This window comes from Pseudomonas sp. 57B-090624 (assembly GCF_003234055.1).
GTDB classification, from domain to species: domain Bacteria; phylum Pseudomonadota; class Gammaproteobacteria; order Pseudomonadales; family Pseudomonadaceae; genus Metapseudomonas; species Metapseudomonas tohonis.
In genome coordinates this window covers 1-19597 of the sequence record NZ_QKRU01000047.1, presented here as the reverse complement: position 1 = coordinate 19597, position 19597 = coordinate 1, and the positions used below count along the sequence as shown (strand labels likewise).

General features: G+C 68.1%; 20 protein-coding genes. 9 read left to right on the top strand and 11 right to left on the bottom strand.

The features are described from left to right. Nucleotides 1-15 precede the first annotated feature (15 nt). Nucleotides 16-978, top strand: coding sequence for an AraC family transcriptional regulator ligand-binding domain-containing protein (locus tag DMX10_RS21115; RefSeq protein WP_111262907.1), 963 nt, complete (start codon nt 16-18; stop codon nt 976-978). A 46-nt stretch (nt 979-1024) separates the two neighbouring features. On the opposite strand, the gene DMX10_RS21110 is transcribed toward DMX10_RS21115, so the two are convergent. Then, the gene (locus tag DMX10_RS21110) at nt 1025-1678 is read right to left on the bottom strand and encodes a metalloregulator ArsR/SmtB family transcription factor (RefSeq protein WP_111262906.1); all 654 of its coding nucleotides are present in this window, start codon (nt 1676-1678) and stop codon (nt 1025-1027) included. 234 nt (nt 1679-1912) lie between these two features. Here DMX10_RS21110 and DMX10_RS21105 point away from each other — a divergent pair, with 234 nt between their 5' ends. Then, the gene (locus DMX10_RS21105; RefSeq protein WP_111262905.1) at nt 1913-2383 is read left to right on the top strand and encodes a hypothetical protein; all 471 of its coding nucleotides are present in this window, start codon (nt 1913-1915) and stop codon (nt 2381-2383) included. 110 nt (nt 2384-2493) lie between these two features. Further along, nucleotides 2494-3123, top strand: coding sequence for a LysE family translocator (locus tag DMX10_RS21100; protein ID WP_111262904.1), 630 nt, complete (start codon nt 2494-2496; stop codon nt 3121-3123). 258 nt (nt 3124-3381) lie between these two features. Here DMX10_RS21100 and DMX10_RS21095 read toward each other — a convergent pair whose 3' ends face one another. After that, nucleotides 3382-4584 (bottom strand): NAD(P)/FAD-dependent oxidoreductase, encoded by a 1203-nt coding sequence (locus tag DMX10_RS21095; RefSeq protein ID WP_111262903.1) that lies wholly within the window; start codon nt 4582-4584, stop codon nt 3382-3384. A gap of 359 nt (nt 4585-4943) precedes the next feature. Between DMX10_RS21095 and DMX10_RS21090 the strand changes: the two genes are divergently transcribed. Then, nucleotides 4944-5492: an Rrf2 family transcriptional regulator gene (locus tag DMX10_RS21090; protein ID WP_111262902.1), complete on the top strand. Its 549-nt coding sequence runs from the start codon at nt 4944-4946 to the stop codon at nt 5490-5492. Between the two features lie 11 nt (nt 5493-5503). On the opposite strand, the gene DMX10_RS21085 is transcribed toward DMX10_RS21090, so the two are convergent. The 4 genes from DMX10_RS21085 to DMX10_RS21070 all read right to left on the bottom strand — a co-directional run bounded on the left by DMX10_RS21085 (nt 5504) and on the right by DMX10_RS21070 (nt 11264). Beyond that, complete coding sequence (locus DMX10_RS21085) at nt 5504-7867, bottom strand: DNA polymerase II (protein ID WP_111262901.1); 2364 nt, start codon at nt 7865-7867, stop codon at nt 5504-5506. Nucleotides 7868-7938: 71 nt separating this feature from the next. Next, nucleotides 7939-8250: a DUF2845 domain-containing protein gene (locus tag DMX10_RS21080; protein ID WP_236206242.1), complete on the bottom strand. Its 312-nt coding sequence runs from the start codon at nt 8248-8250 to the stop codon at nt 7939-7941. Nucleotides 8251-8334: 84 nt separating this feature from the next. Further along, nucleotides 8335-9492 carry a murein transglycosylase A gene (locus DMX10_RS21075; protein WP_111262900.1) on the bottom strand — a complete coding sequence of 386 codons (1158 nt, stop codon included), beginning with the start codon at nt 9490-9492 and terminating at the stop codon, nt 8335-8337. Nucleotides 9493-9731: 239 nt separating this feature from the next. Then, on the bottom strand, nt 9732-11264 hold the full coding sequence (locus DMX10_RS21070; RefSeq protein WP_111262899.1) for a nucleobase:cation symporter-2 family protein: 1533 nt from the start codon (nt 11262-11264) through the stop codon (nt 9732-9734). 300 nt (nt 11265-11564) lie between these two features. Here DMX10_RS21070 and DMX10_RS21065 point away from each other — a divergent pair, with 300 nt between their 5' ends. Both DMX10_RS21065 and DMX10_RS21060 read left to right on the top strand, forming a co-directional pair. Further along, nucleotides 11565-11831: a hypothetical protein gene (locus tag DMX10_RS21065; RefSeq protein WP_111262898.1), complete on the top strand. Its 267-nt coding sequence runs from the start codon at nt 11565-11567 to the stop codon at nt 11829-11831. A gap of 247 nt (nt 11832-12078) precedes the next feature. Continuing rightward, nucleotides 12079-12309 carry a hypothetical protein gene (locus tag DMX10_RS21060; RefSeq protein WP_111262897.1) on the top strand — a complete coding sequence of 77 codons (231 nt, stop codon included), beginning with the start codon at nt 12079-12081 and terminating at the stop codon, nt 12307-12309. A gap of 10 nt (nt 12310-12319) precedes the next feature. On the opposite strand, the gene DMX10_RS21055 is transcribed toward DMX10_RS21060, so the two are convergent. After that, entirely contained in the window at nt 12320-12742 is a 423-nt protein-coding gene (locus tag DMX10_RS21055) for a hypothetical protein (protein ID WP_111262896.1), read from the bottom strand. Between the two features lie 230 nt (nt 12743-12972). On the opposite strand from DMX10_RS21055, the gene DMX10_RS21050 reads away from it, so the two are divergent. After that, nucleotides 12973-13245, top strand: coding sequence for a hypothetical protein (locus tag DMX10_RS21050; protein ID WP_111262895.1), 273 nt, complete (start codon nt 12973-12975; stop codon nt 13243-13245). A 25-nt stretch (nt 13246-13270) separates the two neighbouring features. On the opposite strand, the gene metC is transcribed toward DMX10_RS21050, so the two are convergent. Then, nucleotides 13271-14452 carry a cystathionine beta-lyase gene (gene metC, locus DMX10_RS21045; RefSeq protein ID WP_111262894.1) on the bottom strand — a complete coding sequence of 394 codons (1182 nt, stop codon included), beginning with the start codon at nt 14450-14452 and terminating at the stop codon, nt 13271-13273. 595 nt (nt 14453-15047) lie between these two features. Here metC and DMX10_RS21040 point away from each other — a divergent pair. Then, nucleotides 15048-15239 carry a hypothetical protein gene (locus tag DMX10_RS21040; protein WP_111262893.1) on the top strand — a complete coding sequence of 64 codons (192 nt, stop codon included), beginning with the start codon at nt 15048-15050 and terminating at the stop codon, nt 15237-15239. A 24-nt stretch (nt 15240-15263) separates the two neighbouring features. Here DMX10_RS21040 and DMX10_RS21035 read toward each other — a convergent pair whose 3' ends face one another. Both DMX10_RS21035 and DMX10_RS21030 read right to left on the bottom strand, forming a co-directional pair. Continuing rightward, on the bottom strand, nt 15264-16208 hold the full coding sequence (locus DMX10_RS21035; RefSeq protein WP_111262892.1) for a p-hydroxyphenylacetate 3-hydroxylase reductase component: 945 nt from the start codon (nt 16206-16208) through the stop codon (nt 15264-15266). A gap of 67 nt (nt 16209-16275) precedes the next feature. Then, the gene (locus DMX10_RS21030) at nt 16276-17448 is read right to left on the bottom strand and encodes a p-hydroxyphenylacetate 3-hydroxylase oxygenase component (protein ID WP_111262891.1); all 1173 of its coding nucleotides are present in this window, start codon (nt 17446-17448) and stop codon (nt 16276-16278) included. 279 nt (nt 17449-17727) lie between these two features. Between DMX10_RS21030 and DMX10_RS21025 the strand changes: the two genes are divergently transcribed. After that, a complete protein-coding gene (locus DMX10_RS21025; protein ID WP_111262890.1) occupies nt 17728-18936 on the top strand; it encodes an MFS transporter in 1209 nt (402 codons plus the stop codon). A 9-nt stretch (nt 18937-18945) separates the two neighbouring features. Here the strand turns inward: DMX10_RS21025 and DMX10_RS32820 are convergent. Next, the coding region (locus DMX10_RS32820) for an MFS transporter (protein ID WP_371921714.1) at nt 18946-19597 on the bottom strand (652 nt) is incomplete at its 5' end.

Genomic DNA, 19597 nt, shown 5'->3' with positions numbered 1-19597 from the left:
ACACGACCGCGCCCTATGCGAGAAGAGGACAGAAATACCCGAATCGGGGCCAAGTCGCCGGTCCGCCGCTTCCATCGCGGAGCCATGGGCCAGGTGCTGGAGCGCTACCTCGATGCGAGGACCCCTGGTGCCCGACGTGACTATCAGCTCGCGGAGCTGGAACAGCTATGGGCGGCGGCGGCCCGCCATGATCCGGCCATCGGCCTGCACCTGTTCGCCCAGTTCACGCCCCGTGACCTGCATGTGCTCACCCAGCTGTGCCTGTACTGCGTGGATGTCGCCCAGGCCGTGTCCTGCTGGGCGCGCTACGCGCCCCTGGCCTCGGACATGGAGAGCCTGGCGCTGGTGGAGGACAGCGAGGGCCTGGCGGTGGAGCTGCGCATCGACGCGCCCGAGCGCCTGGCCCGCCATGTGATCGAACATTACGACGTGATGGCCCTGACCCAGCTGCGCCGGGGCACCGGCATCGAAGTGCGGCCGGCCCGTGCCTGCTTCAGCTTCCCGCGGCCCGCCTACCATGCCCAGTACCGCACCTGGTTCGGCGACGACATCCGCTTCGGCTGCGAGCACAACCGCCTGTATCTCGACCCGCCCACCCTGGCCTTGCCCATGCTCGGGCACAACCCGGGCATGTTCGACCTGCTCACCAGCGAACTGGACCGCCGGCTGGCCCGCCAGCGCCAGTTCAGCGGCTGGGCCGCCAAGGTCGCCGATGGCGTGCGCCACTGCCTGGCGCGGGGCCAGACGCCGAGCCTGGAGAACCAGGCCGAGGCCCTGCACCAGAGCCCGCGCACCCTGCGCCGGCGCCTGGAGGAACAAGGGCTGACCTTCCGCCAATTGCTCGATCTGGTGCGTGCCGAGCTGGAGCAGCACCTGGAGTTGCAGGGCCTGGGCCGTGGGGAAATCGCCGAACGGCTCGGCTATGCCGACCTGGCCGCCTACCAGTACGCGCGCAAACGCTGGCGCACCGTGGACTGAGCCCGCAAGGCGGGGCCCGGTGCGCACATGCCGATCCGGGTGGTGATCAGCGCGGGCTGATGCGGTACACGCAGCGCGATGCATTGGCCAGCAGGTGCTGCTCGCGGACCACCCGGGCCTCGTCGCCGATGATTTCCTGGAACAGCTGCAGCTCGGAGCGGCAGAAGCCCTGGCAGGCCTGTGCCGCCACGCAGATCGGGCAGTGGTCCTCGATCAGCAGCCAGTCGTCGCCATCGCGCTCGACCCGCGCCATGTAGCCCTCGGCCGAGCGCACCTCGGCCAGTCGTTCCAGGCGTTGCGGCAGGTCGCGGTCGCCACAGGCCTGGCGATAGACCGCACGCGATTCGGCCTCGCGCTGGCAGATCAGCCGGTCGAGCCCCTCCTCGCCGAACAGCTGGCGCACCGAAGCGATCAGCTGCACCGTGAGCTGCGCATGGGTATCGGGGAAACGGGCATAGCCGGCGTCGGTGAGCACCCAGGCCTGCCGTGGCCGCCCCGCACCGGAAACCGGCTCCTGGCGCCCGGCCAGCAGCCCGGCCGCCACCAGCTTCTGCACCTGCTGGCGCGCTGCCTCGGGCGTCATTTCCAGCACCTGGGCCAGGGTGGCGGTGGACAGCGGGCCGCGGGTCTTCACCAGCAGCAGGATTCGGTCGGCCGTCGAGGCGGTGGAACCGGCGGCGGGGTCGTGGGCAGGGGTCAAGGCGAGGTCCGGATATCCAAGCGAATGGTTGCATATTAGAGAGGTGACCGGGGCGCGTCGAGCGGCCATGCAGGGTGCACGCTGGGTAGCTTCTTCCCACGGCGCCGCTGCTGCCTTTTCCACGCCATCCTTTGGCTGGCTGGGGCGGGCGAGCCATGGCGTCTAGCCTGCCCCTACCGCCCCGCGCCAAGGACAGCCACCGGGCGACCGCACTCCGAAGCAAGGAACGACACGATGAATCCCTACGGAACCGCCCTGAAGATACTGGCCCTGCTCGGCCTGGGCATCTGGTCCCTGGCCTCCTCCGCCTTCACCCCCTGGGGGCTCTTCACCGCCACCGGGCCGCTGACCGTCAAGTACAACCCGGCGCTGCCCGCCGCGACCTGCACCCTCACGGTCCATGGCCTGGCCAACGGCGGTGTGGCGCAGCTGAACGCCGCCACCATCGGCGGCGCCAACCCGATCTGCTCGACCGTCGCCGTGCAGGGCCTGCCCTGGGGCTGGCAGCCGACCAGCGCAACGGCCGTGAACTTCTCCGGCATGAGCATCAGGATCGGCACCATCACCTGTGGCACCGGTGCCACGGTGCTGGCCACGAGCTGGAGCAACGCCGGCAACAGCCTCTCGGCATCCAGCCAGCCCTTGGGCGGCTGTACGCTGCAGAGCCTGACGCTGACCACCTCGCCGGCGCTCACCCTCCCCTGAGGCCGTGTGTTCCACGAAAAAACAGTGCAGCTGTAGCGGGTGACGAGGGCGACGGCCGGGTAGTGTTCCGCTACCGACCGCGCCCTGCGGCATCGCCCTGGACCGCTGCCATGCCCGACCTCGACACCTTCGTGCTCTTCACCTGCGCCGTCGCGCTGCTGCTGGTTTCGCCAGGGCCGAACATGGCGTTCGTCATCAGCCACGGGGTTTCACATGGGTGGCGTGGTGGTGTCGCCGCGGCGCTGGGGATCAGCCTGGCGGATGCGATCCTGACCCTGCTCACCGCCGCCGGCATCACCGGCCTGGTGGCGGCCTGGCCGCCCTCCTTCGACATCATCCGCTTCGCCGGTGCGCTCTACCTCGCCTGGATGGCCTGGAAGATCCTGTGCAGCAGCGCTGCTGCCGGTGGCTCCGCCGTGGAGTGGGTGGCACTGCGGACGGTGCTGGTACGCGCCACCCTCAACAGCCTGCTCAACCCCAAGGCGCTGCTGTTCTTCATCGTCTTCCTGCCGCAGTTCGTGGTGCCGGAGCGCGGCCCGATCAGCGCCCAGCTCCTGCTGCTGGGCGCCCTGCTCACCCTGCTGGCCTTCCTCTTCCACGTGGGCCTCGGGCTGTTCGGCGGCTCCCTGGGTCGGCGCCTCGGCGGGCGCGGGCGCTTCGCCAACCTGCAGAAGTGGGGTCTGGCCAGCCTGTTCGGCGCCCTCGCCCTGCGCCTGGTGGTGATGCAGCGGCCGGCCTGATGCGGGGCGCATCGCCAGTAGAGCCCGCTCCTCGGGCAGTGCCTGGGGGTGGCCCTGCCGTGGGCGCGGATTCATCCGCGAAGCGTCGCCTGTTTGCACGGTGCGGGCATGCAACCGCATGGGGTTCGCTTCGCTCTACCCATCCTGCGGGTGTGCATACGGATGGGTCGGGCGGTGTTTCGTGAGCCTCGCGCAACCCACCCATGCAAAAAACCCCGCCGGTCCTGCGACCGGCGGGGCCTGGGGTGACGTCCCGGTTTACGCGACGACCGGGATCAGCGGGTCCGCAGCGGCCAGCGCTTCGACACGGTCGGCCGCCGGCGGGTAGATCCACACGCTGTTGATCTGGGTCTTGAGCTGCTTGCCTTCCTCGCGCTCCAGCTTGACCTGGCGATCCCAGCCTTCGGTGTACACGGCGCCCCAGGCACCGAGGTCCAGGCAGGTGACGTACTTGGGCTGGCTGTAGGGAATGGGCTCGACGCCGAGCAGGTCGGCAGCGACGTTGTTGCCGGCCGAGCGCCCCAGGGCAATGGCGTGCTGGCAGGACATCAGGGCGAAGTGGCCCAGGTCATCGCAGGCGGCGTAGGCAACGTCGCCCGTGGCGTAGACCGCGTCCTGGCCGATCACCTTGAGGCTGCGGTCCACGTGCAGGCGCCCCTGCGCATCGCGCTCGGCGGGGATCTGTTCGGTCAGCGAGCTGGCGCGCACGCCCACGGTCCAGACCACGGTGTCGGCGTCGATGCGGCGGCCATCGGCGAGGGTCACGCCGCCGGCATCCACCGAGGCGACGCTGGCATCCAGGCACCATTGGATGCCCAGCGCTTCCGAGGCTTCGATGATCTGCGCACGCGGCCCATCGCCCAGGGCAGCGCCGATCCGGCTGCCACGGTCGACCACGATGACCTGCACCTCGGCGTCGTCGCCCAGGGCCTCGCGCAGGCGGGCCGGCATTTCGGTGGCGGTCTCGATGCCGGTGAAGCCGCCGCCGGCGACCACCACGGTGTTCCGGGCCCGGGTGGCCGGACGCGAGCCGAGCGCGCGGATGTGTTCTTCCAGACGCATGGCTTCTTCGATCTGGTCGACATCGAAGGCGTGCTCGACACCGGCCATCTTCGGCCGGACCACGCTGCTGCCGGTGGCCAGGACCAGGCGGTCGTAGGCCAGCTCGGAGGCCTCCCCCTGCTCGTCGCGGTAGGCCACGCGCTTGCCTGCCACATCGATGCGCTCCACCAGCCCCTTGACGAAGCGCACGCCGACGGCTGCGAACAGCTCGCCCAGGGGCGCCTTCATGCGGTGCACGCCGGCTTCGTAGAAGCGCGGGCGGACACGCAGCTCGGCCTGGGGCGCGAGGACGGCGACCTCGACATCGGTGCGGCCATGGATGTCCAGCAGGCGGGTGGCGCTGAGTGCGCTCCACAGGCCACCGAAGCCTGCACCGACGATCAGGATGCGCTGTTTCATGCTCGTTTCTCCAACAGGTAAGGGTCGTGTTCGGTTCGAATGGGGTCGGGCTCTCGACGGCGCCAGTTGCATGCCGGGTACGGCTGCGCTAGATGGCGACATCGACCGTCGATATCTACGACTATATTGATCGTAGTTTTTGGCGGCAAGCATTTTTTCTTTGCCCTCACCGGCCCGCGCTCGCCATGCTGCTGTCTGCACCGCTCAAGGACGCGCCCCGATCCCACCCTCGCCGCCTTGTGCCACGGGCGTGGCCGGCGACGGACGGCATTCCCATTCATCGCCGGACAGGGCGCCTCCCTTGAGGCAAATGAATGCAGCTCGCACTATATATGCGACTATAAAAGTCGGAGTTATGAATGTCTCTCTACAGCGCAGGGGTCGAGTACGGCATCCACTGCCTGCTCTTTCTCGTGGACGAGCGCGGCGACAGCCGTGAAGCCAGCGTGCGTGACATGGCCGAGCTCCAGGGCGTGCCCCAGGAGTACCTGGCCAAGGTCTTCACCAAGCTGGCCAAGGCCGGGCTGGTGGCGGCCACCGAAGGCGTGCGCGGCGGCTTCCGCCTGGCCCGCCCTTCGGACGAGATCACGGTGCTGGACATCGTCCGTGCCATCGATGGCAACAAGTCGATCTTCGAATGCCGCGACATCCGTGGGCGTTGCGCGCTGTTCGAGGGATCGCCGCCGGACTGGGCGCTGGAAGGCACCTGTTCGGTCCACGCGGTGATGCTGACGGCGCAGAAGCGCATGGAAGAAGCGCTGGCCCAGCAGACCATCCTCGACATCGCCCGCCGCGTGGGCCGCAAGGTGCCTGCCGAGTTCGGCGCACGGGTCGCCGAGTGGATGGAGGAACGCCAGCAGAACCGCACGGGCGGTGATTCGATCCCCCTGGTCAATCTCCCCGACTGACCGGGCGAGGCTCAGAACAGGTCGAGCTGGCCGTCGATCAGGCGGCTGAAGTCGCCCTGGACGAAGGGCAGGATGGCGTCCGCCACCGGCTGCAGCTGGCGCGTGACGTAATGGTCGTAGTCGATGGCGGCACGACGGTTCTCCAGCGGCTCGGGCCCGGCCACGGTGATCAGGTAGCTGATCCAGCCGCCGTTCTGGTACTGCCGGGGTCGACCCTGGCTGTCGTTGTACTCATCGGCCAGGCGCGCAGCGCGCACATGGGGCGGGACGTTGCGCTCGTAGTCGTCCAGGCGACGGCGCAGGCGCTTGCGGTAGACCAGCAGCTCGTCCAGCTCGCCGGCCAGGGTGCGGCGCACGTACTCGCGCACGTAGTCCTGGTAGGGCTCGCGGTTGAAGATGCGCAGGTACAGCTCCTGCTGGAAGCGCTGGGCCAGCGGCGACCAGTCCGTGCGCACCGTCTCCAGCCCCTTGAAGACCATTTCCTCGCTGCCGTCCGCGCGCATCACCAGCCCGGCGTAGCGCTTCTTGCTGCCCTCCTCCGCGCCCCTCACCGTGGGCATCAGGAAGCGCCTGTAGTGGGTCTCGTACTGCAGCTCCAGCGCGCTCTCCAGGCCGTACTCGGCCAGCAGGTGCTCGCGCCACCACAGGTTGACCCGCTGCACCAGCGCACGCCCGATGGCCGCGGCCTCCTCTTCGCCATGGGCAGCGCCCAGCCAGACGAAGGTGGAGTCGGTATCGCCATAGATCACCTGGTGCCCCTGCGCCTCGATCAGCGCGCGGGTGCGGCGCATGATCTCGTGGCCGCGCAGGGTGATGGACGAGGCCAGGCGCGGATCGAAGAAGCGGCAGCCGCTGGAGCCGAGCACCCCGTAGAAGGCGTTCATGATGATCTTCAGCGCCTGGGACAGCGGCTGGTTGCGCTCGCGCTTGGCCGTCTCCCGCCCCTGCCAGACCCGCTCGACGATCGACGGCAGGCAATGCCGCGTGCGCGAGAAGCGTGCCTCGCGGAACCCCGGCACCGAGTGCGCGTCATCGGGCTGGCGCAGGCCCTCCACCAGCCCCACCGGATCGATGAGGAAGGTGCGGATGATCGAGGGGTACAGGCTCTTGTAGTCCAGGACCAGCACCGACTCGTACAGCCCGGGGCGCGAATCCATGACGAAGCCGCCCGGGCTGGCCTCGGGCATGCGCTCGCCCTGGTTGGGCGCGACGAAGCCCTGGCGGTGCATCAGCGGCATGTACAGATGGCAGAAGGCGGCGACCGAGCCACCGCTGCGATCGGCAGGCAGGCCGGTGACCGTGGCGCGTTCGAGAAGGAAGGTGAGCAGTTCGGTCTTCTCGAAGATGCGCGTCACCAGCTCGCAGTCCTTGAGGTTGTAGCGCGCCAGGGCGGGCTTGTCCTCGGCGAACATGCGGTTGATCTCGTCCATGCGCTGGTAGGGGGTGTCGATGGCCTTGCCTTCGCCGAGCAGGGTCTGGGCGACGTTCTCCAGACTGAACGAGGGGAAGCTCCAGGTGGCCGAGCGCAGCGCCTCGATGCCGTCGATGATCAGCCGCCCCGGCGCCTCGGCGAAGTAGTGGTTGTTGCGGCTGCCGTGCTCGCGCCAGCCCATGGCCTCGCCGCCGCGCCCCAGGCGCAGCGGCACCTTGAGGCGCCTGGCGTGCTCGTTGAGCACGCGCAGGTCGAACTGCACCAGGTTCCAGCCGATGATGGCGTCCGGGTCGTGCTCCACCAGCCACTGGTTGAGGCGTTCGAGCAGTTGCGCGCGGTCGTCGCAGTACTCCAGGGCGAAGTCCACCTCGCCGGCATCGCCGTTGGCCGGGCCGAGCATGTAGACCTGGCGCTGGCCGCAGCCTTCCAGGGCGATGGAATAGAGCTCGCCGTGGAGGGTGGTCTCGATGTCCAGGGACACCAGGCGCAGACGCGGGCGGTAGCCGGGGGCGGGCTTCATCTGCCCGTCCACCAGCGCGCCCTCGGCATCGGGCGTGCCGCCGAACAGCACCGGCGCGGTGATGAAGCGCTCCATCAGGTAGCGCTCCGGCGGGCGGATATCGGCTTCGAATACGTCGACGCCGGCCTGGCGCAGGGCCTTGTCCAGGCCGATCAGCTGGCGGTGCTGCTGGCAGTACAGGCCGAGCACCGGGCGATGGCGGAAGTCGCAGAGCCCCAGCGGCCGCAGCTCGACGCCGCGTTCGTCACGCAGCAGTGCTTCGGCACGTTCGCGCTGCTGGGCGGGGATGAAGGCGACGGACGTCTGCGGCGCCAGGCGCAGGTAGCGGGGGCCATCGTCGGTGGCCAGCCAGAACGCCACTTCCGTGCCCGCGGGCGTATCGCGCCAGTGCCGGGTCAGGACGAAGCCCTGCTGTAGTTCCACCTTGCGACCTCGAAGAAAGATTCAGGGGCGCGATTCTACGTGGCGCGGCCGGCTCGCGCCTGCCCGATCGCCTAGTCGCGCGAACTCCTGACTTCCTTCAGCTTGCCTTCGATGAAGTGCAACTCGCGGGTCATGCCGTTGCGCGGGCCGTAGGTCCAGATGTCCACGGTCACCGCGTTGAGCTTGGGCACCCCGTTGTTGCGCAGGGCCGGCAGCGTGCGCACGCGCTTGTCCGGCTCACCGCACTTGCGCAGCACGTCCTCCAGGCTGTCCTCCTGCAGCACCAGGCCCTTGCTGCAACGCAGGGTCAGGGCCTGGGCCGGGGCGATCCACGCGGCTGCAAGCACCAGGGCCAGCAGGGCATGGGGAATGATGCGGTTCACGGAGTTCCTCCTTCGCGGTCAGCGCTTGGTCGCCTGCTACCTATAGACCAAAGGGAGGCGCCGGAGTGCTTCGCATGCAAGGGCTCAGGGCGTCTCCGGCAGCGGCATGCCCTTGGGCCAGAGCATCCAGATACGCCCTTCCTGCTTCATGTTGCCGGCCAGTTCGCCGGCCTCCTTTCCGGTGCCCCAGAACAGGTCCGCTCGCACTTCGCCGACGATGGCGCCACCGGTGTCCTGGGCGGCGACCGGGCGCACCACGGGGGCGCCGTCCGGGCGGGTGGTGGAAAGCCAGAGCAGGCTGCCGAGCGGAATCACCTTGCGGTCGATGGCCACGCTGTAGCCGGCGGTGAGCGGCACGTTGAGGGAGCCGCGCGGGCCTTCGTTGCTGTCCGGGCGGGCACTGAAGAACACGTAGCTGGGGTTGCTGGCCAGCAGCTCGTCGACCCGGCCGGGGTTGGCGACGGCCCAGTCGCGGATGCGGCCCATGCTCACCTCCTCCTTCTGCAGCAGCCCCTGTTCCACCAGCCAGCGACCGACGGGACGATAGGGGTGGCCGTTCTGGTCGGCGTAACCGATACGCAACTGGCGGCCGTCGTCGAGCTGGATGCGCCCGGAACCCTGGATCTGCAGGAACTGCAGGTCCATCGGGTCATTGAGCCAGGCCAGCACCGGCGCCTTCACGCCCTGGCCACGGATGGTGGCGGCATCGTCGTAGGGCTTGAGCACGCGGCCTTCGAGGCGGCCTCGCAGGCGCTTGCCCTTGAGTTCGGGGTAGATCTCGTCCAGGGCGACGACGATGAGGTCGTCCGGCACGCCGTAGACCGGCACCTGGCCCTGCTCGGTGCGCTGCAGGTGGCCGGGGTAGACGGGCTCGTAGTAGCCGGTGATCAGGCCGTGCTCGCCCTTCTCCGCCGAGCGCAGGCTGTAGGGCTGGAGGTTGGCGCCGATGAACGCGCGGACGGCGCCAGCCTCCATCGGCACCGGCGCGGCGGCGGCGCACGTGGCGGACCAGACCGGGTCCTTGGCCAGCCGCGTGCAGGCCGAACGCCAGGCGGCGAAGCCATTGAGCAGTTCCTCATCGGCCGTGGCCGGCACCTGGCTCCAGTCGACGGCGAGGTAGGTGGTGGCCTTGGCCGGCGGCGTCGGCTTCTCGGGTTCGCCCTGGTCGCAGCCGGCCAGCAGCGCAGCGAGGGGAAGGAGGCAGCAGAGGGTTCGGCGCCAGTGGCGCAAAGCTTGGGTCACGCGGGCAATCCTGGGCGGTTGGGACGAAGCGCGTAGCTTGGTGAAGGTGCCGGCCCAGGTCAAACGCAATGGCCCGGGCAGCGGTTACAAGGCGTTATCAGAGATTGCAGGAAGGCCCCCGGGGTTCCCTGCGCCCTTCTTCCGTCGCCCATTCGCAGGGCCACACGCAGGGGCGTGGCCAGTGGGCCCCGAACGAAAGACCCGGCCACTGGGGCCGGGTCTTTCGTTCGGGAGGCGCGTCAGTGCACCGCGTCGGCCTGGCTGCGCGTCGGCCTTGGCGCGTGGCTTCCATGATCGTCGTCATCGGCCAGCGGGACTTCGTTGCCGGCGGCGTCGTACAGCTTGCCGTTCTGGAAGTAGTCACCGTCGTTCAGCGCGGCGATGTCGGTGTAGCGCAGGCTGCGTTCGTGGCCGGCGGAAATCACCGAAGGCTGGTCGGGGTTGCCGGCGGTGAAGCGGTTGAACACCAGGTTCAGCAGGATGGCCATGATCGCCGCCGAGCTGATGCCGGAGTGGAAGATGGTCTCGAACCAGGCCGGGAAGTGCTCGTAGAAGCTCGGCGCGGCGATCGGGATCATGCCGAAGCCGAGGGAGGTGGAGACGATGATCAGGTTCATGTTGTTGCGGTAGTCGACCTTGGCCAGGGTGCGGATGCCACTGGCGGCAACGGTGCCGAAGAGCACGATGCCGGCACCACCGAGCACCGAGGTCGGCACGGCGGCGACCACCCGGCCCATGACCGGCAGCAGGCCCAGGGTGACCAGGATCAGGCCGCCGGTGGCGACCACGTAGCGGCTCTTCACCCCAGTGACGGCGACCAGGCCGACGTTCTGGGCGAAGGCGCTCTGGGTGAAGGAGCCGAACAGGGGCGCCAGGACGCTGGACAACATGTCGGCGCGCAGGCCGTTGCCGAGGCGCTTGGAGTCCACCTTGGTGCCGATGATCTCGCCGACGGCGAGGATGTCGGCCGAGGTTTCCACCAGGGTCACCAGGATCACGATGCACATCGACAGGATCGCGGCGAAATGGAAGGTCGGCATGCCGAAGTGCAGCAGCGACGGCAGGGCGAAGATCGGCCCCTCGCCGACCTTGGAGAAGTCGGTCAGGCCCAGCGCCATGGCGATCAGGGTGCCGATCACCATCGCCAGCAGGATCGACAGGCGCGAGATGGTGGAGCTGCCGATCTTGCTCAGCAGCAGCACGATGGCCAGGGTCATGCCGGCCAGGCCGATGTTGGTCATGCTGCCGAACTCGGGCGACTGGCTGTTGCCGCCCATGGCCCAGCGCGCGGCGACAGGCATGAGCGTCAGGCCGATGGTGGTGATCACCACCCCCGTGACCAGCGGCGGGAAGAACTTGGTGACGCGGGAGAAGACGGGCGTGATCAGCAGGCCGATCAGCGATGCGGCCATCACCGCCCCGAGGACGGACTGGATGCCGCCCTCGCCGTTGTTGCTGCCGAGGATGGCGATCATGGTGGCGACGCCAGCGAAGGAAACGCCCTGGACAAGGGGCAGCTGGCAACCGAAGAACGGCAGGCCGAGGGTCTGGAGCAGGGTCGCGAGGCCGCCGGCGAACAGCGAGGCGGCGATCAGCAGGCCGATTTCGGAGGGGCTGAGCCCTGCCGCCTGGCCGAGGATCAGGGGGACGGCAACGATACCGCCGTACATGGTGAGAACGTGCTGCAATCCATAAGCGAGGTTGGCGCCGATGCCAAGGTTCTCGTCTTCCGGACGTGGTGCGACGGACGTAGCTTGGGAGAGCTTGTTCATGAGGAGGTGCACTCACTTCTTGTCGTTGTTGTGGGCGCAATGTAAACAAAAGTGTCCCCATATGGCTAGCGCGTTGTATACAAAAAATGCGCATATGAAAAAGACGATTCCTGACCGATTGGTCATAACCCCGTATCCGCGCGGGCTGCGGCCTGCACGGGGAAATTGGCCGAGCGGGCGAATACCCTTTTCAACGACGTGACCCGGCTCACGCTGACGGCATTTACAGCTGCGGGATTTGGCCTACGCTGAGCCGTGACCCGATGGTCAGCTTGCATCCACTTCAAGGAGGAATCGGATATGACGCTGGGTATGGCCGATATCGGCAAGCTCTTCACCCTCTACATGCCCGCCTACATGTGCGAGGCGACCCGCCTCGACAGCGGCACCCTCTCCCTGCAGTTCACCGGCCGCGCCGACCTGGACGTCATCACCCTCCACGGCATGACCCTGGCCGAACTCTCCTCCCCGCTGGCCATCAGGCAACTGAGCAAGGTGCTCAACGAGGAGTTCGCCATCGCCATCGCCAACCGGCGCAGCTTCCGCCCCCGCACCTGCGGTGCCTGAACCGCAGCAGGCCGGAACCGACGACCACCCTCGGCAGCCCTCATGCGTGCCGCCCTGCACGGAGCCGGAACCTGGAGGGCCACTCGCCGCTCCAACCCCTTGGTCGCAGGCGAGCCTGCCTGCATCCCCGCGTGCGGGCACGACCCGAGGCGACGAAAAATACCGGTTCGGACTGGCGCAGCCCTCGGTTCTCGCGGCACTATCGCTGCGTGAGTGAAAGCCGGGTTCGCCAACAAGGAAGGCTGCAATGCATTACTTCGACATCCAGTACAAGCTCAGGGGCGTGCCGAGGAGTCTGCGCGTACGTCATACCGAGAAGGAAATGGGGCTGGAGCTGGCCCTGGCGCACATCATCGCCGAGCACCGTGGGCAGCTCGAGGTCGACCGCAACCTGGGCGGCTCGTCCTTCGAGAACAAGGTGCTCGCCTCCCAGGAGATCGGCGTGTCAGGGGTCACCACGCACCTGGTCGAGAACTGACCCGAGGCCCTCAGGCCGCAATCAGCGGCCAGCGATCCTGGATGAATTCGCAGCCCGGTGGCGGCTGCCCGATCACCACATAGACCCGGCGCTCCCGCTCCGCTTCCAGCAACACCCCCTGCAGGCACTGGCTGGCCACGAGGTCGAACCAGTGCGGCTGCTGTGCCCTGTCCCTTTCCATATAGCGCTGCACGGCGATCTTCACCGCCTGGGGCCGATAGCGCTCCCAGGCCTCCAGCGTCATGCAGTTCTCCCGCGCCCAGCCGCTGGCGGGCAAGGCGCCGGGCTGCCGTGGCCGGCGCCCCCAGGGAATCCATTGGATGGAACCGTCGGGCTGCACCACGGGCAGCTCCGCCCCGGGGCTCTGGAAATAGATCCGCCTGGCCCTGCCGTTCCCGGTGAAGCGACCCGCCACCTCGACGCCTCCGCACATGACAACCCCCTGAAGGTGGATACCGACAGGTGATTGACCGCAAAAAGGCCCATCCGCTGCATGCCGCCACGCGCCCTTCGTCGCCGTGTCGCGAGGATGCTCAAGCCCGGGGGTTGCAGCAGATGGCTAGCATTGCCTGACTCGCTGGTTCTGCTAGTTTTGCGCTCTTGATATCAAGGGGTCATCGGCGTGCCGGTGCAGGACGGAATGGGGCGGGGCCGCAGGCGCTTATGGAATGGTTGATCAGCTACAGCTTCAAGGGCGAAGCCCGCCACATGAAGATGAACACGCGGGACATACCCAACATCAAGGCCATCGGCTTTTCCATCTACACGCTCGAATTCCCCGGCAAGGCCCGTCCCTCGCGCTCCAGCGAAGCCATCCAGGACTGGCTGACCGACTGCGGGATCGAGGTCACCGACGTGCGCCTGCTACGCCGCTCCGCTGGCCCCGGCCCGGAAGCCCCCTATAGCCAGTTGCTGCCAGGGCGCAACGGCACCTGAGCCGCCCACCCCGTCCTGATCCAGGTCAGCCAGCCGTGCGCAGACGCTCGAAGCCGCGCGCCAGGTCGTCCTTCAGGTCGTCCATGTCCTCCAGGCCGACCTGCAGCCGCAAGGCGAAACCTTCCGCCTGCCAGTGCGTCGCGGTGCGGTAGGTGCGGCAATCGAAGGGGATCACCAGGCTCTCGTAGCCCCCCCAGGAGAAGCCCATGCTGAAGATCGACAGGTTGTCGAGCATCGCCGCCAGCCCGTCGCGGCTGTAGCCGGGCGCCAGCACGATGGAGAACAGCCCGGACGAGCCCTTGAAATCGCGCTTCCAGTGGGCGTGCCCCGGGCAGCTCTCGAAGGCCGGGTGCAGCACGCGGGAGACCTCGGGGCGCTCGCTCAGCCAGCGGGCCAGCTCCAGGCCACGGCGTTCCGCTTCCTTGAGCCGCAGGAACAGCGTGCGCATGCCACGCAGCGCCTGCACGCAGTCCTCAGCACCGGGCAGCATCGACATGGAGTCGTAGGTGGCGCGCAACGCCGGCCAGCAGGCCTGGTTGGCCGTCACCAGGCCGAGCAGGATGTCGGAATGGCCACCCAGGTACTTGGTGCCGGCCTCCACGGTCAGGTCGATGCCGTGGTCGTGGCCACGGAAGAAGATCGGCGTGGCCCAGGTGTTGTCGAGGATGGTCTTCACCCCGTGACGGCGGGCGATCGCGACCATCGCCGGGATGTCCTGCACCTCGAAGGTCTGGGAACCCGGCGCCTCGAGGAACAGGGTGCTGGTGTTCGGCCCGATCAGGCGTTCGATATCGGCGCCGATCATCGGGTCGTAGTAGGTGGTGGTCACGCCGTAGCGGGCCAGCATCTGGTTGCAGAAATTGCGCGTGGGCCGGTAGACGCTGTCGGGCACCAGGATGTGATCGCCCGCCTTGGTGGTGCTGAACAGCGCCAGGGCCACGGCCCCCAGGCCCGAGGACGACAGCACGGTGCCCTCGGCGCCGGTCAGCTGGGTCCAGGCATCCTCCAGGTGGGCGATGGTCGGCGACCCGGCCGTGCCGTAGGAGAAGCGGCTGCGCCGGGCCTCGATGTCGTCCAGCGTCTTGTAGATGATGGTCGAGCCCTTGTAGAGCGGCGCGTTGACGAAGCCGAACTGCTCCGCCGGGTCGCGGCCGAGCATGGTGAGCTGGGTGCTGATGTCGAATTTCGAAATATCGTCTTTGTTCATTGCGAAGCGGGCCAGGGTCGTCGAAGCCGCCGATGCTACCTGAAGCCTGCCCGTGGTTCACGAAGGCGTCCCATCACCGACGGGCTTTACCCTCAGGACCGATACCACGTTAGAGCGTGGCTTTGCTTTTGCTCCCCTGGCGGAGGGCGCAATCAGACCTCGGAGCATGCAGCCGCCGCTCACTTCGCGCGTAGGGTGTGCTGCGCGCACCTGGAACTCGCCGGAAGCACCGTGCGGCGGTGCGCACGGCACACCCTACGATCCTGTCGGGTCCTCCGCTTTAATCCTCACAGGCAGAGCCGATGACTCATGACCACGTCCTGAGGACATGGCTTCCCACGCTCGAATGAAAACGTCACACGCGTGACATGAAACTGTCATCCAATCCCACGATCATGGCCCTGCATCCAACGGCAGATGGATGCATGCAGAATGCTTCTGATTGGCAGGCCCATATGGGCAATACCGACCTCTTGCAGGTCGGTTTTTTTTGCGCCGGAGAATCTGTTGCAGGCCCTTGCCAGGCCGGCTCGCTGCAACTTCACGGCAACATTCCTCCGCTAGGCTGCGCACAGTTTTCCCCGAGGCCCTACCCGTGACACGCGCCACACGAGACTTTCGCAAGAACCTGGAAAGAGTCGCCATCCACAACGAGGACGCCGCCGTCGCCGTGATGCGCGCCGCCGACCGAATCGGCGACGAGTCCCTGCGCCAGCAACTGTTCAACGTCATCCAGCGCATGAACCAGGACGCCCTGGACCTGCGCGCCATGCGCGACGCCGTCTGACGCGCGCCTGGCCGCCCCGCCTGCTCAGCCCTCGCCGAGGCAGGCGATGGCCCGCAGCACGTCCCTGAAAGCCTCGATCTGCTGCTCGCTGAAGCGCGAGAACACCCGGTCCTGCTGCTGCTCGGCGATCTCCCAGAGGGTTTCCGCCTGGTCCATGCCCACCGGGGTCAGGCTGCAGCCGCTGGCATCGCCGCAGAGCATGCCCTTGCGGGTCAGCGTATCCACCGCCGCCTCGATCTCCCGCGTGGGCATCGCCACCAGTTGCTGCAGCGCGGCCATGTCCAGGCTGGCGTCCTTTTCCAGCACCATCAGCATGCGTGCCTCGCTGGTGCGCAGGCCGGTGGCGAGCTGCCGCGGCTGGTAGTCCTCCTGGTAGCTGCGCACCGCCTGGGTCATCAGGTAGTAGAGGTTGTGGCTGAGGCGCCCCTGGAAGGCGGTACGGGTGGCCGCCTCGTTCTTCTTCAGCAGACGCGGATGGGGCAGCACCGCCGAATAGGCACCCTGGTGATAGAGCAGCGGCGCGCGGCCGAAATCGTCGAAGGCGACGACCTTGCCGATCAGGATCCAGTGATCACCGCCGTCCAGCTCCTGGTACTTCTCGCACTCAAAGCGCGCGGCACACTCCTCCAGCAGCGGAGCCCCCCCGGCGCCCTCCTCCACCCGCAGCCCGGCGAAGCGGTCCTCGCTGGGGCGGGCGAACTGGTTGGAGATGTCGATCTGGTCGGCGGCCAGCACGTTCACCGCGAAGTGCCCGGCACGGGAAAACACCTCGTGGCTGGTGGCGCGCTTGTCGATGCTCCAAAGCACCAGCGGCGGGTCCAGCGACACCGAGTTGAAGCTGTTGGCGGTCATGCCCACGCGGCGCCCGTCGGCGGCAGCGGTCATGACGGTCACTCCGGTGGCGAAATTGCCCAGGGCACGGCGGAAGGCACGCGGGTCGAAGCCCGCTTCATTGTTCTGTTGGGTCATGGCGAATCCTCGCAACCGGGCTCGCGCCCGGCTGGCAGGTGGACGATCGGGGTGGAGGCGGAGCCGGTCAGACCATGCTCGGGTCGGGTTCGAGGCCCATCAGTTCGCGTCCGAGGATCTGCGCGCAGACGTCGTAGTCGGTGTAGGCGTGGGCGCCGGTCATGTGCGCGTCGCGGAACAGGCGCTGCATCTCGTTGGACTCGAACCAGGCGGTGCCGCCGGCGGCCCCGAACAGGCGATCCACCGCCTGGATGCACATCTTCACCGCATAGGCCTGGTTGGTGCGCCAGAAGGCCAGGGTCTGGCGGTCCGGGTACTGATGGCGCTCACCGTGCTCGGCGTGCTCCTGCCAGGTCTTCTCCAGGAAGGCGCGGGCAGCGGCGACCTGGTGGGTGGACTCGGCCAGGCGCATCAGCGCCGGGGTCGCGGTACCGACGCTGACGCCGGTGTAGGCGCGCACGCGGTTCTTCGTCTTCTCGGCGAAGGCCACCAGCATGCGCTCGGCGACGCCCAGGCTGATGGCCGCGAAGCCGCTGGCGAAGTACGGGCGATAGGGGGCGTAGAAGATCTTGCTGTCCGGGTACAGGTCGAAGCCGGCGGAGCGGCCTTCCATCATGTCCTTGGCCGCTTCGATACGGTGGTCGGGGATGAACACGTCCTTGAGGATCAGCGTCTTGGTGCCACTGCTGCGCATGCCGGCGACGAACCAGTCGTCACGGATCTCGTAGTCGGCGCGGGGCACCACGCCGAAGCAGTAGACCGGCGGCTCGCCCTCGCCCACCGGCCGGCGGAAGCCGACGATGGCCCACTCGGCATGGTCGCAACCGCTGCTCCAGCCCAGCTCGCCGTTGAGGATGATGCCGCCCTCGACGTTCTCGGCCTTGCCGAACGGCGCGATGCTGCTGCTCGCGGTGGCGTCCGGGTTCTCGCCCCAGATCTCGTCCTGCAGGCGCTTGGAGAACATCGCCAGCTGGTGGCTGTGGGTGCACAGCAGGCTGAAGGCCCAGGCAGTGCCCCCGCAGGCGCCGGCCAGGGCGACCACGCAGTCGGCGAATTCCGGCAGGGAGATCTCCAGGCCGCCATAGGCCTTGGGCTGGAGGGCACGGTGCATGCCGATGCCCTTGAGCAGGGCGATGTTCTCGGCGGGCACCATGCGCTCCTGCTCCGCGCGGGCGGCGTTGGCAGCGATGGCGGGCAGGATGGCACGGAGGTCGGCGAGCAGAGGATTTGGCTTTTTCATGCGGGATACCCAGTCTATTTATTGTTAGTCGCCACCGTTCGGGAGAAGCCCTGGCGCCCCTTGGCGAAAGGGCCCATGGCGGTGGCCTGGGGGTCATTATGAAGAGCTGGGGCCGGGCAAAAAATGCACGTTCCGGATACTCGATTGCACTTTCCATGGCGAATCACCGGTATCCGGCAAAAGCACCGCCGACGAACACTTAATGTATTAACGATCCATCTTTTGCTTTAGCATTCACCGGCGAGAACCCAGCCCCCAAGCCCAGCCCGAACGCCCTCGATGATCCAGCTGCCCAACGCCCTGCGTGCCCTGCGCCATCGCAACTTCCGCCTCTACTTCACCGGCCATTGCATTTCCACCCTCGGCACCTGGATCCAGCAGGTGGCGCTGGCCTGGCTGGTCTATCGCCTCACCGGCTCCGCCGCGCTGCTCGGCGTCACCACCTGCGCCGCCCTGCTGCCGCAATTGCTGGTCGGCCCCTTCGCCGGCGCCTGGATCGACCGCCACGACAAGCGCCGCCTGCTGATCGTCGTCGAAGGCCTGCTCGGCCTGCAGGCCCTGGGCCTGGCGGCGCTCACCGCGAGCGGGACGATCGGCCCGACCCTGCTGGTGGCCATGGCCGCCCTGCTCGGCGTGCTCAACGCGGTGGACACGCCGCTGCGCCAGTCGCTGCTCAGCCAGTTCGTCGACGACCGAGCGGACCTGCCCAACGCCCTGGCACTGAACGCCATGCTCTTCACCCTCTCGCGCTTCATCGGCCCGCCGCTGGCCGGGCTGTTGCTCGGCTTCGTCAGCGAGGCGGTGTGCTTCGCCCTCAACGCGGTGTCCTACCTGGCCTTGATGACCGGGCTGCTGTGGGTGCGCATGGCGCCGACGCCAAGGGCGGCGGGCTCGTTCCGCAACGTCTTCGGCGAGGGGCTGGACTACGCGCGGGGTGACCCGAAGATCCGCCTGATGATCCTCAGCGTGCTGGCCCTGAACCTCACCGCATCGAGCTACGTGGTGCTGCTGCCGGTGTTCGCCAAGGACATCTTCGGCGGCGATGCCACCACCCTCGGCTGGCTCTGGGGCGCGGCCGGGGCCGGCTCGCTGCTGTCGAGCATCGTGCTCGCCAGCCACGTCGGCGGCAGCGCCCTGTCGCGGCTGATCCTGCTCTCCTCCACCGCCTGCGGCCTGGCCATGCTGGTCTTCGCCTGGAACAGCCACCTGCCGCTGTCGCTGGCGGCCATGGCGGTGCTCGGCTTCGGCATCTCCTGCAGCAACGTCGGCACCAACATCATCCTGCAGAGCAGCGCCCCGGAAGCCTTGCGCGGCCGCGTCGTGGCGCTCTACACCTCCACCCGCTTCGGCTTCGACGCCCTGGGCGGCCTCGCGGCCGGCCTGCTCGCCTCGCACCTCGGCGCCCCGCCGGTGCTGGCCCTGGGGGGCACGCTGCTGCTCGGCTACTGCCTGTGGCTGGCACGCCACCCGAGCAGGAGCCCGACCTAGCCGGCGGGCTCAGCGACGGGCGAACGTGGCCGCCACCAGGCAACCGGCTCCGCAGCCGCCCATCACCAGCGCCATCGGCAGCGGCGTACCGTCGTAGAAGCTGCCCACCAGCGCGCTGGCCGCCGTGCCCAGGCCGAACTGGGTCGCCACCGCCAGTCCCGCCGCCGCGCCAGCCCGCTGGGGGAACTCGGCGAGCAGCGAGGCCAGGCAGTTGGCGCCGAGCATTCCGGTGACGCTGACGTAGAGCACCACGCAAACGACGATCGCCGGCAGCCCGCCCAGGCCGAGCGTGACCAGCAACGCCAGCGCGCTCCCCGCCGTCGCCGCCACCAGCGCACCGAGGAACAGCAACCGGCGCGGCCCCAGCCGCCCCACCAGGCGCGCATTGGCGGCGGTGGCGACGATGATCCCGGCGATGTTCAGGCCGAACAGCCAGCCATACCCCTGGGGCGAGACGCCGAAGTGGCCGATGTAGACGAAGGGCGAGGCCGTGATGAAGGCGAACATCCCGGCGAAGCACGACCCCATGCAGAGGATGTAGCCCAGCGCCCGTGGCCGCAGCGCCAGGTGCCCATAGGCGATGAAGGCCGCCGCGAGGGAATGGCTGCGCGCCTGGGGCGGGTGGGTCTCGGGAATCTTCAGCGCCACCGCCGCCAGGCAC

What these genes read in the sequence shown, in the direction of transcription:
- DMX10_RS21115 (WP_111262907.1), top strand. Translation starts at nt 16, where the DNA reads ATGCGAGAAGAGGACAGAAATACCCGAATCGGGGCCAAGTCGCCGGTC.
- DMX10_RS21070 (WP_111262899.1), bottom strand. Translation starts at nt 11,264, where the DNA reads ATGAACAAGCTCTCCCAAGCTACGTCCGTCGCACCACGTCCGGAAGAC.
- DMX10_RS21035 (WP_111262892.1), bottom strand. Translation starts at nt 16,208, where the DNA reads ATGACCCAACAGAACAATGAAGCGGGCTTCGACCCGCGTGCCTTCCGC.
- DMX10_RS21100 (WP_111262904.1), top strand. Translation starts at nt 2,494, where the DNA reads ATGCCCGACCTCGACACCTTCGTGCTCTTCACCTGCGCCGTCGCGCTG.
- DMX10_RS21090 (WP_111262902.1), top strand. Translation starts at nt 4,944, where the DNA reads ATGTCTCTCTACAGCGCAGGGGTCGAGTACGGCATCCACTGCCTGCTC.
- DMX10_RS21025 (WP_111262890.1), top strand. Translation starts at nt 17,728, where the DNA reads ATGATCCAGCTGCCCAACGCCCTGCGTGCCCTGCGCCATCGCAACTTC.
- DMX10_RS21050 (WP_111262895.1), top strand. Translation starts at nt 12,973, where the DNA reads ATGGAATGGTTGATCAGCTACAGCTTCAAGGGCGAAGCCCGCCACATG.
- metC (WP_111262894.1), bottom strand. Translation starts at nt 14,452, where the DNA reads ATGAACAAAGACGATATTTCGAAATTCGACATCAGCACCCAGCTCACC.
- DMX10_RS21105 (WP_111262905.1), top strand. Translation starts at nt 1,913, where the DNA reads ATGAATCCCTACGGAACCGCCCTGAAGATACTGGCCCTGCTCGGCCTG.
- DMX10_RS21030 (WP_111262891.1), bottom strand. Translation starts at nt 17,448, where the DNA reads ATGAAAAAGCCAAATCCTCTGCTCGCCGACCTCCGTGCCATCCTGCCC.
- DMX10_RS21065 (WP_111262898.1), top strand. Translation starts at nt 11,565, where the DNA reads ATGACGCTGGGTATGGCCGATATCGGCAAGCTCTTCACCCTCTACATG.
- DMX10_RS21060 (WP_111262897.1), top strand. Translation starts at nt 12,079, where the DNA reads ATGCATTACTTCGACATCCAGTACAAGCTCAGGGGCGTGCCGAGGAGT.
- DMX10_RS21095 (WP_111262903.1), bottom strand. Translation starts at nt 4,584, where the DNA reads ATGAAACAGCGCATCCTGATCGTCGGTGCAGGCTTCGGTGGCCTGTGG.
- DMX10_RS21055 (WP_111262896.1), bottom strand. Translation starts at nt 12,742, where the DNA reads ATGTGCGGAGGCGTCGAGGTGGCGGGTCGCTTCACCGGGAACGGCAGG.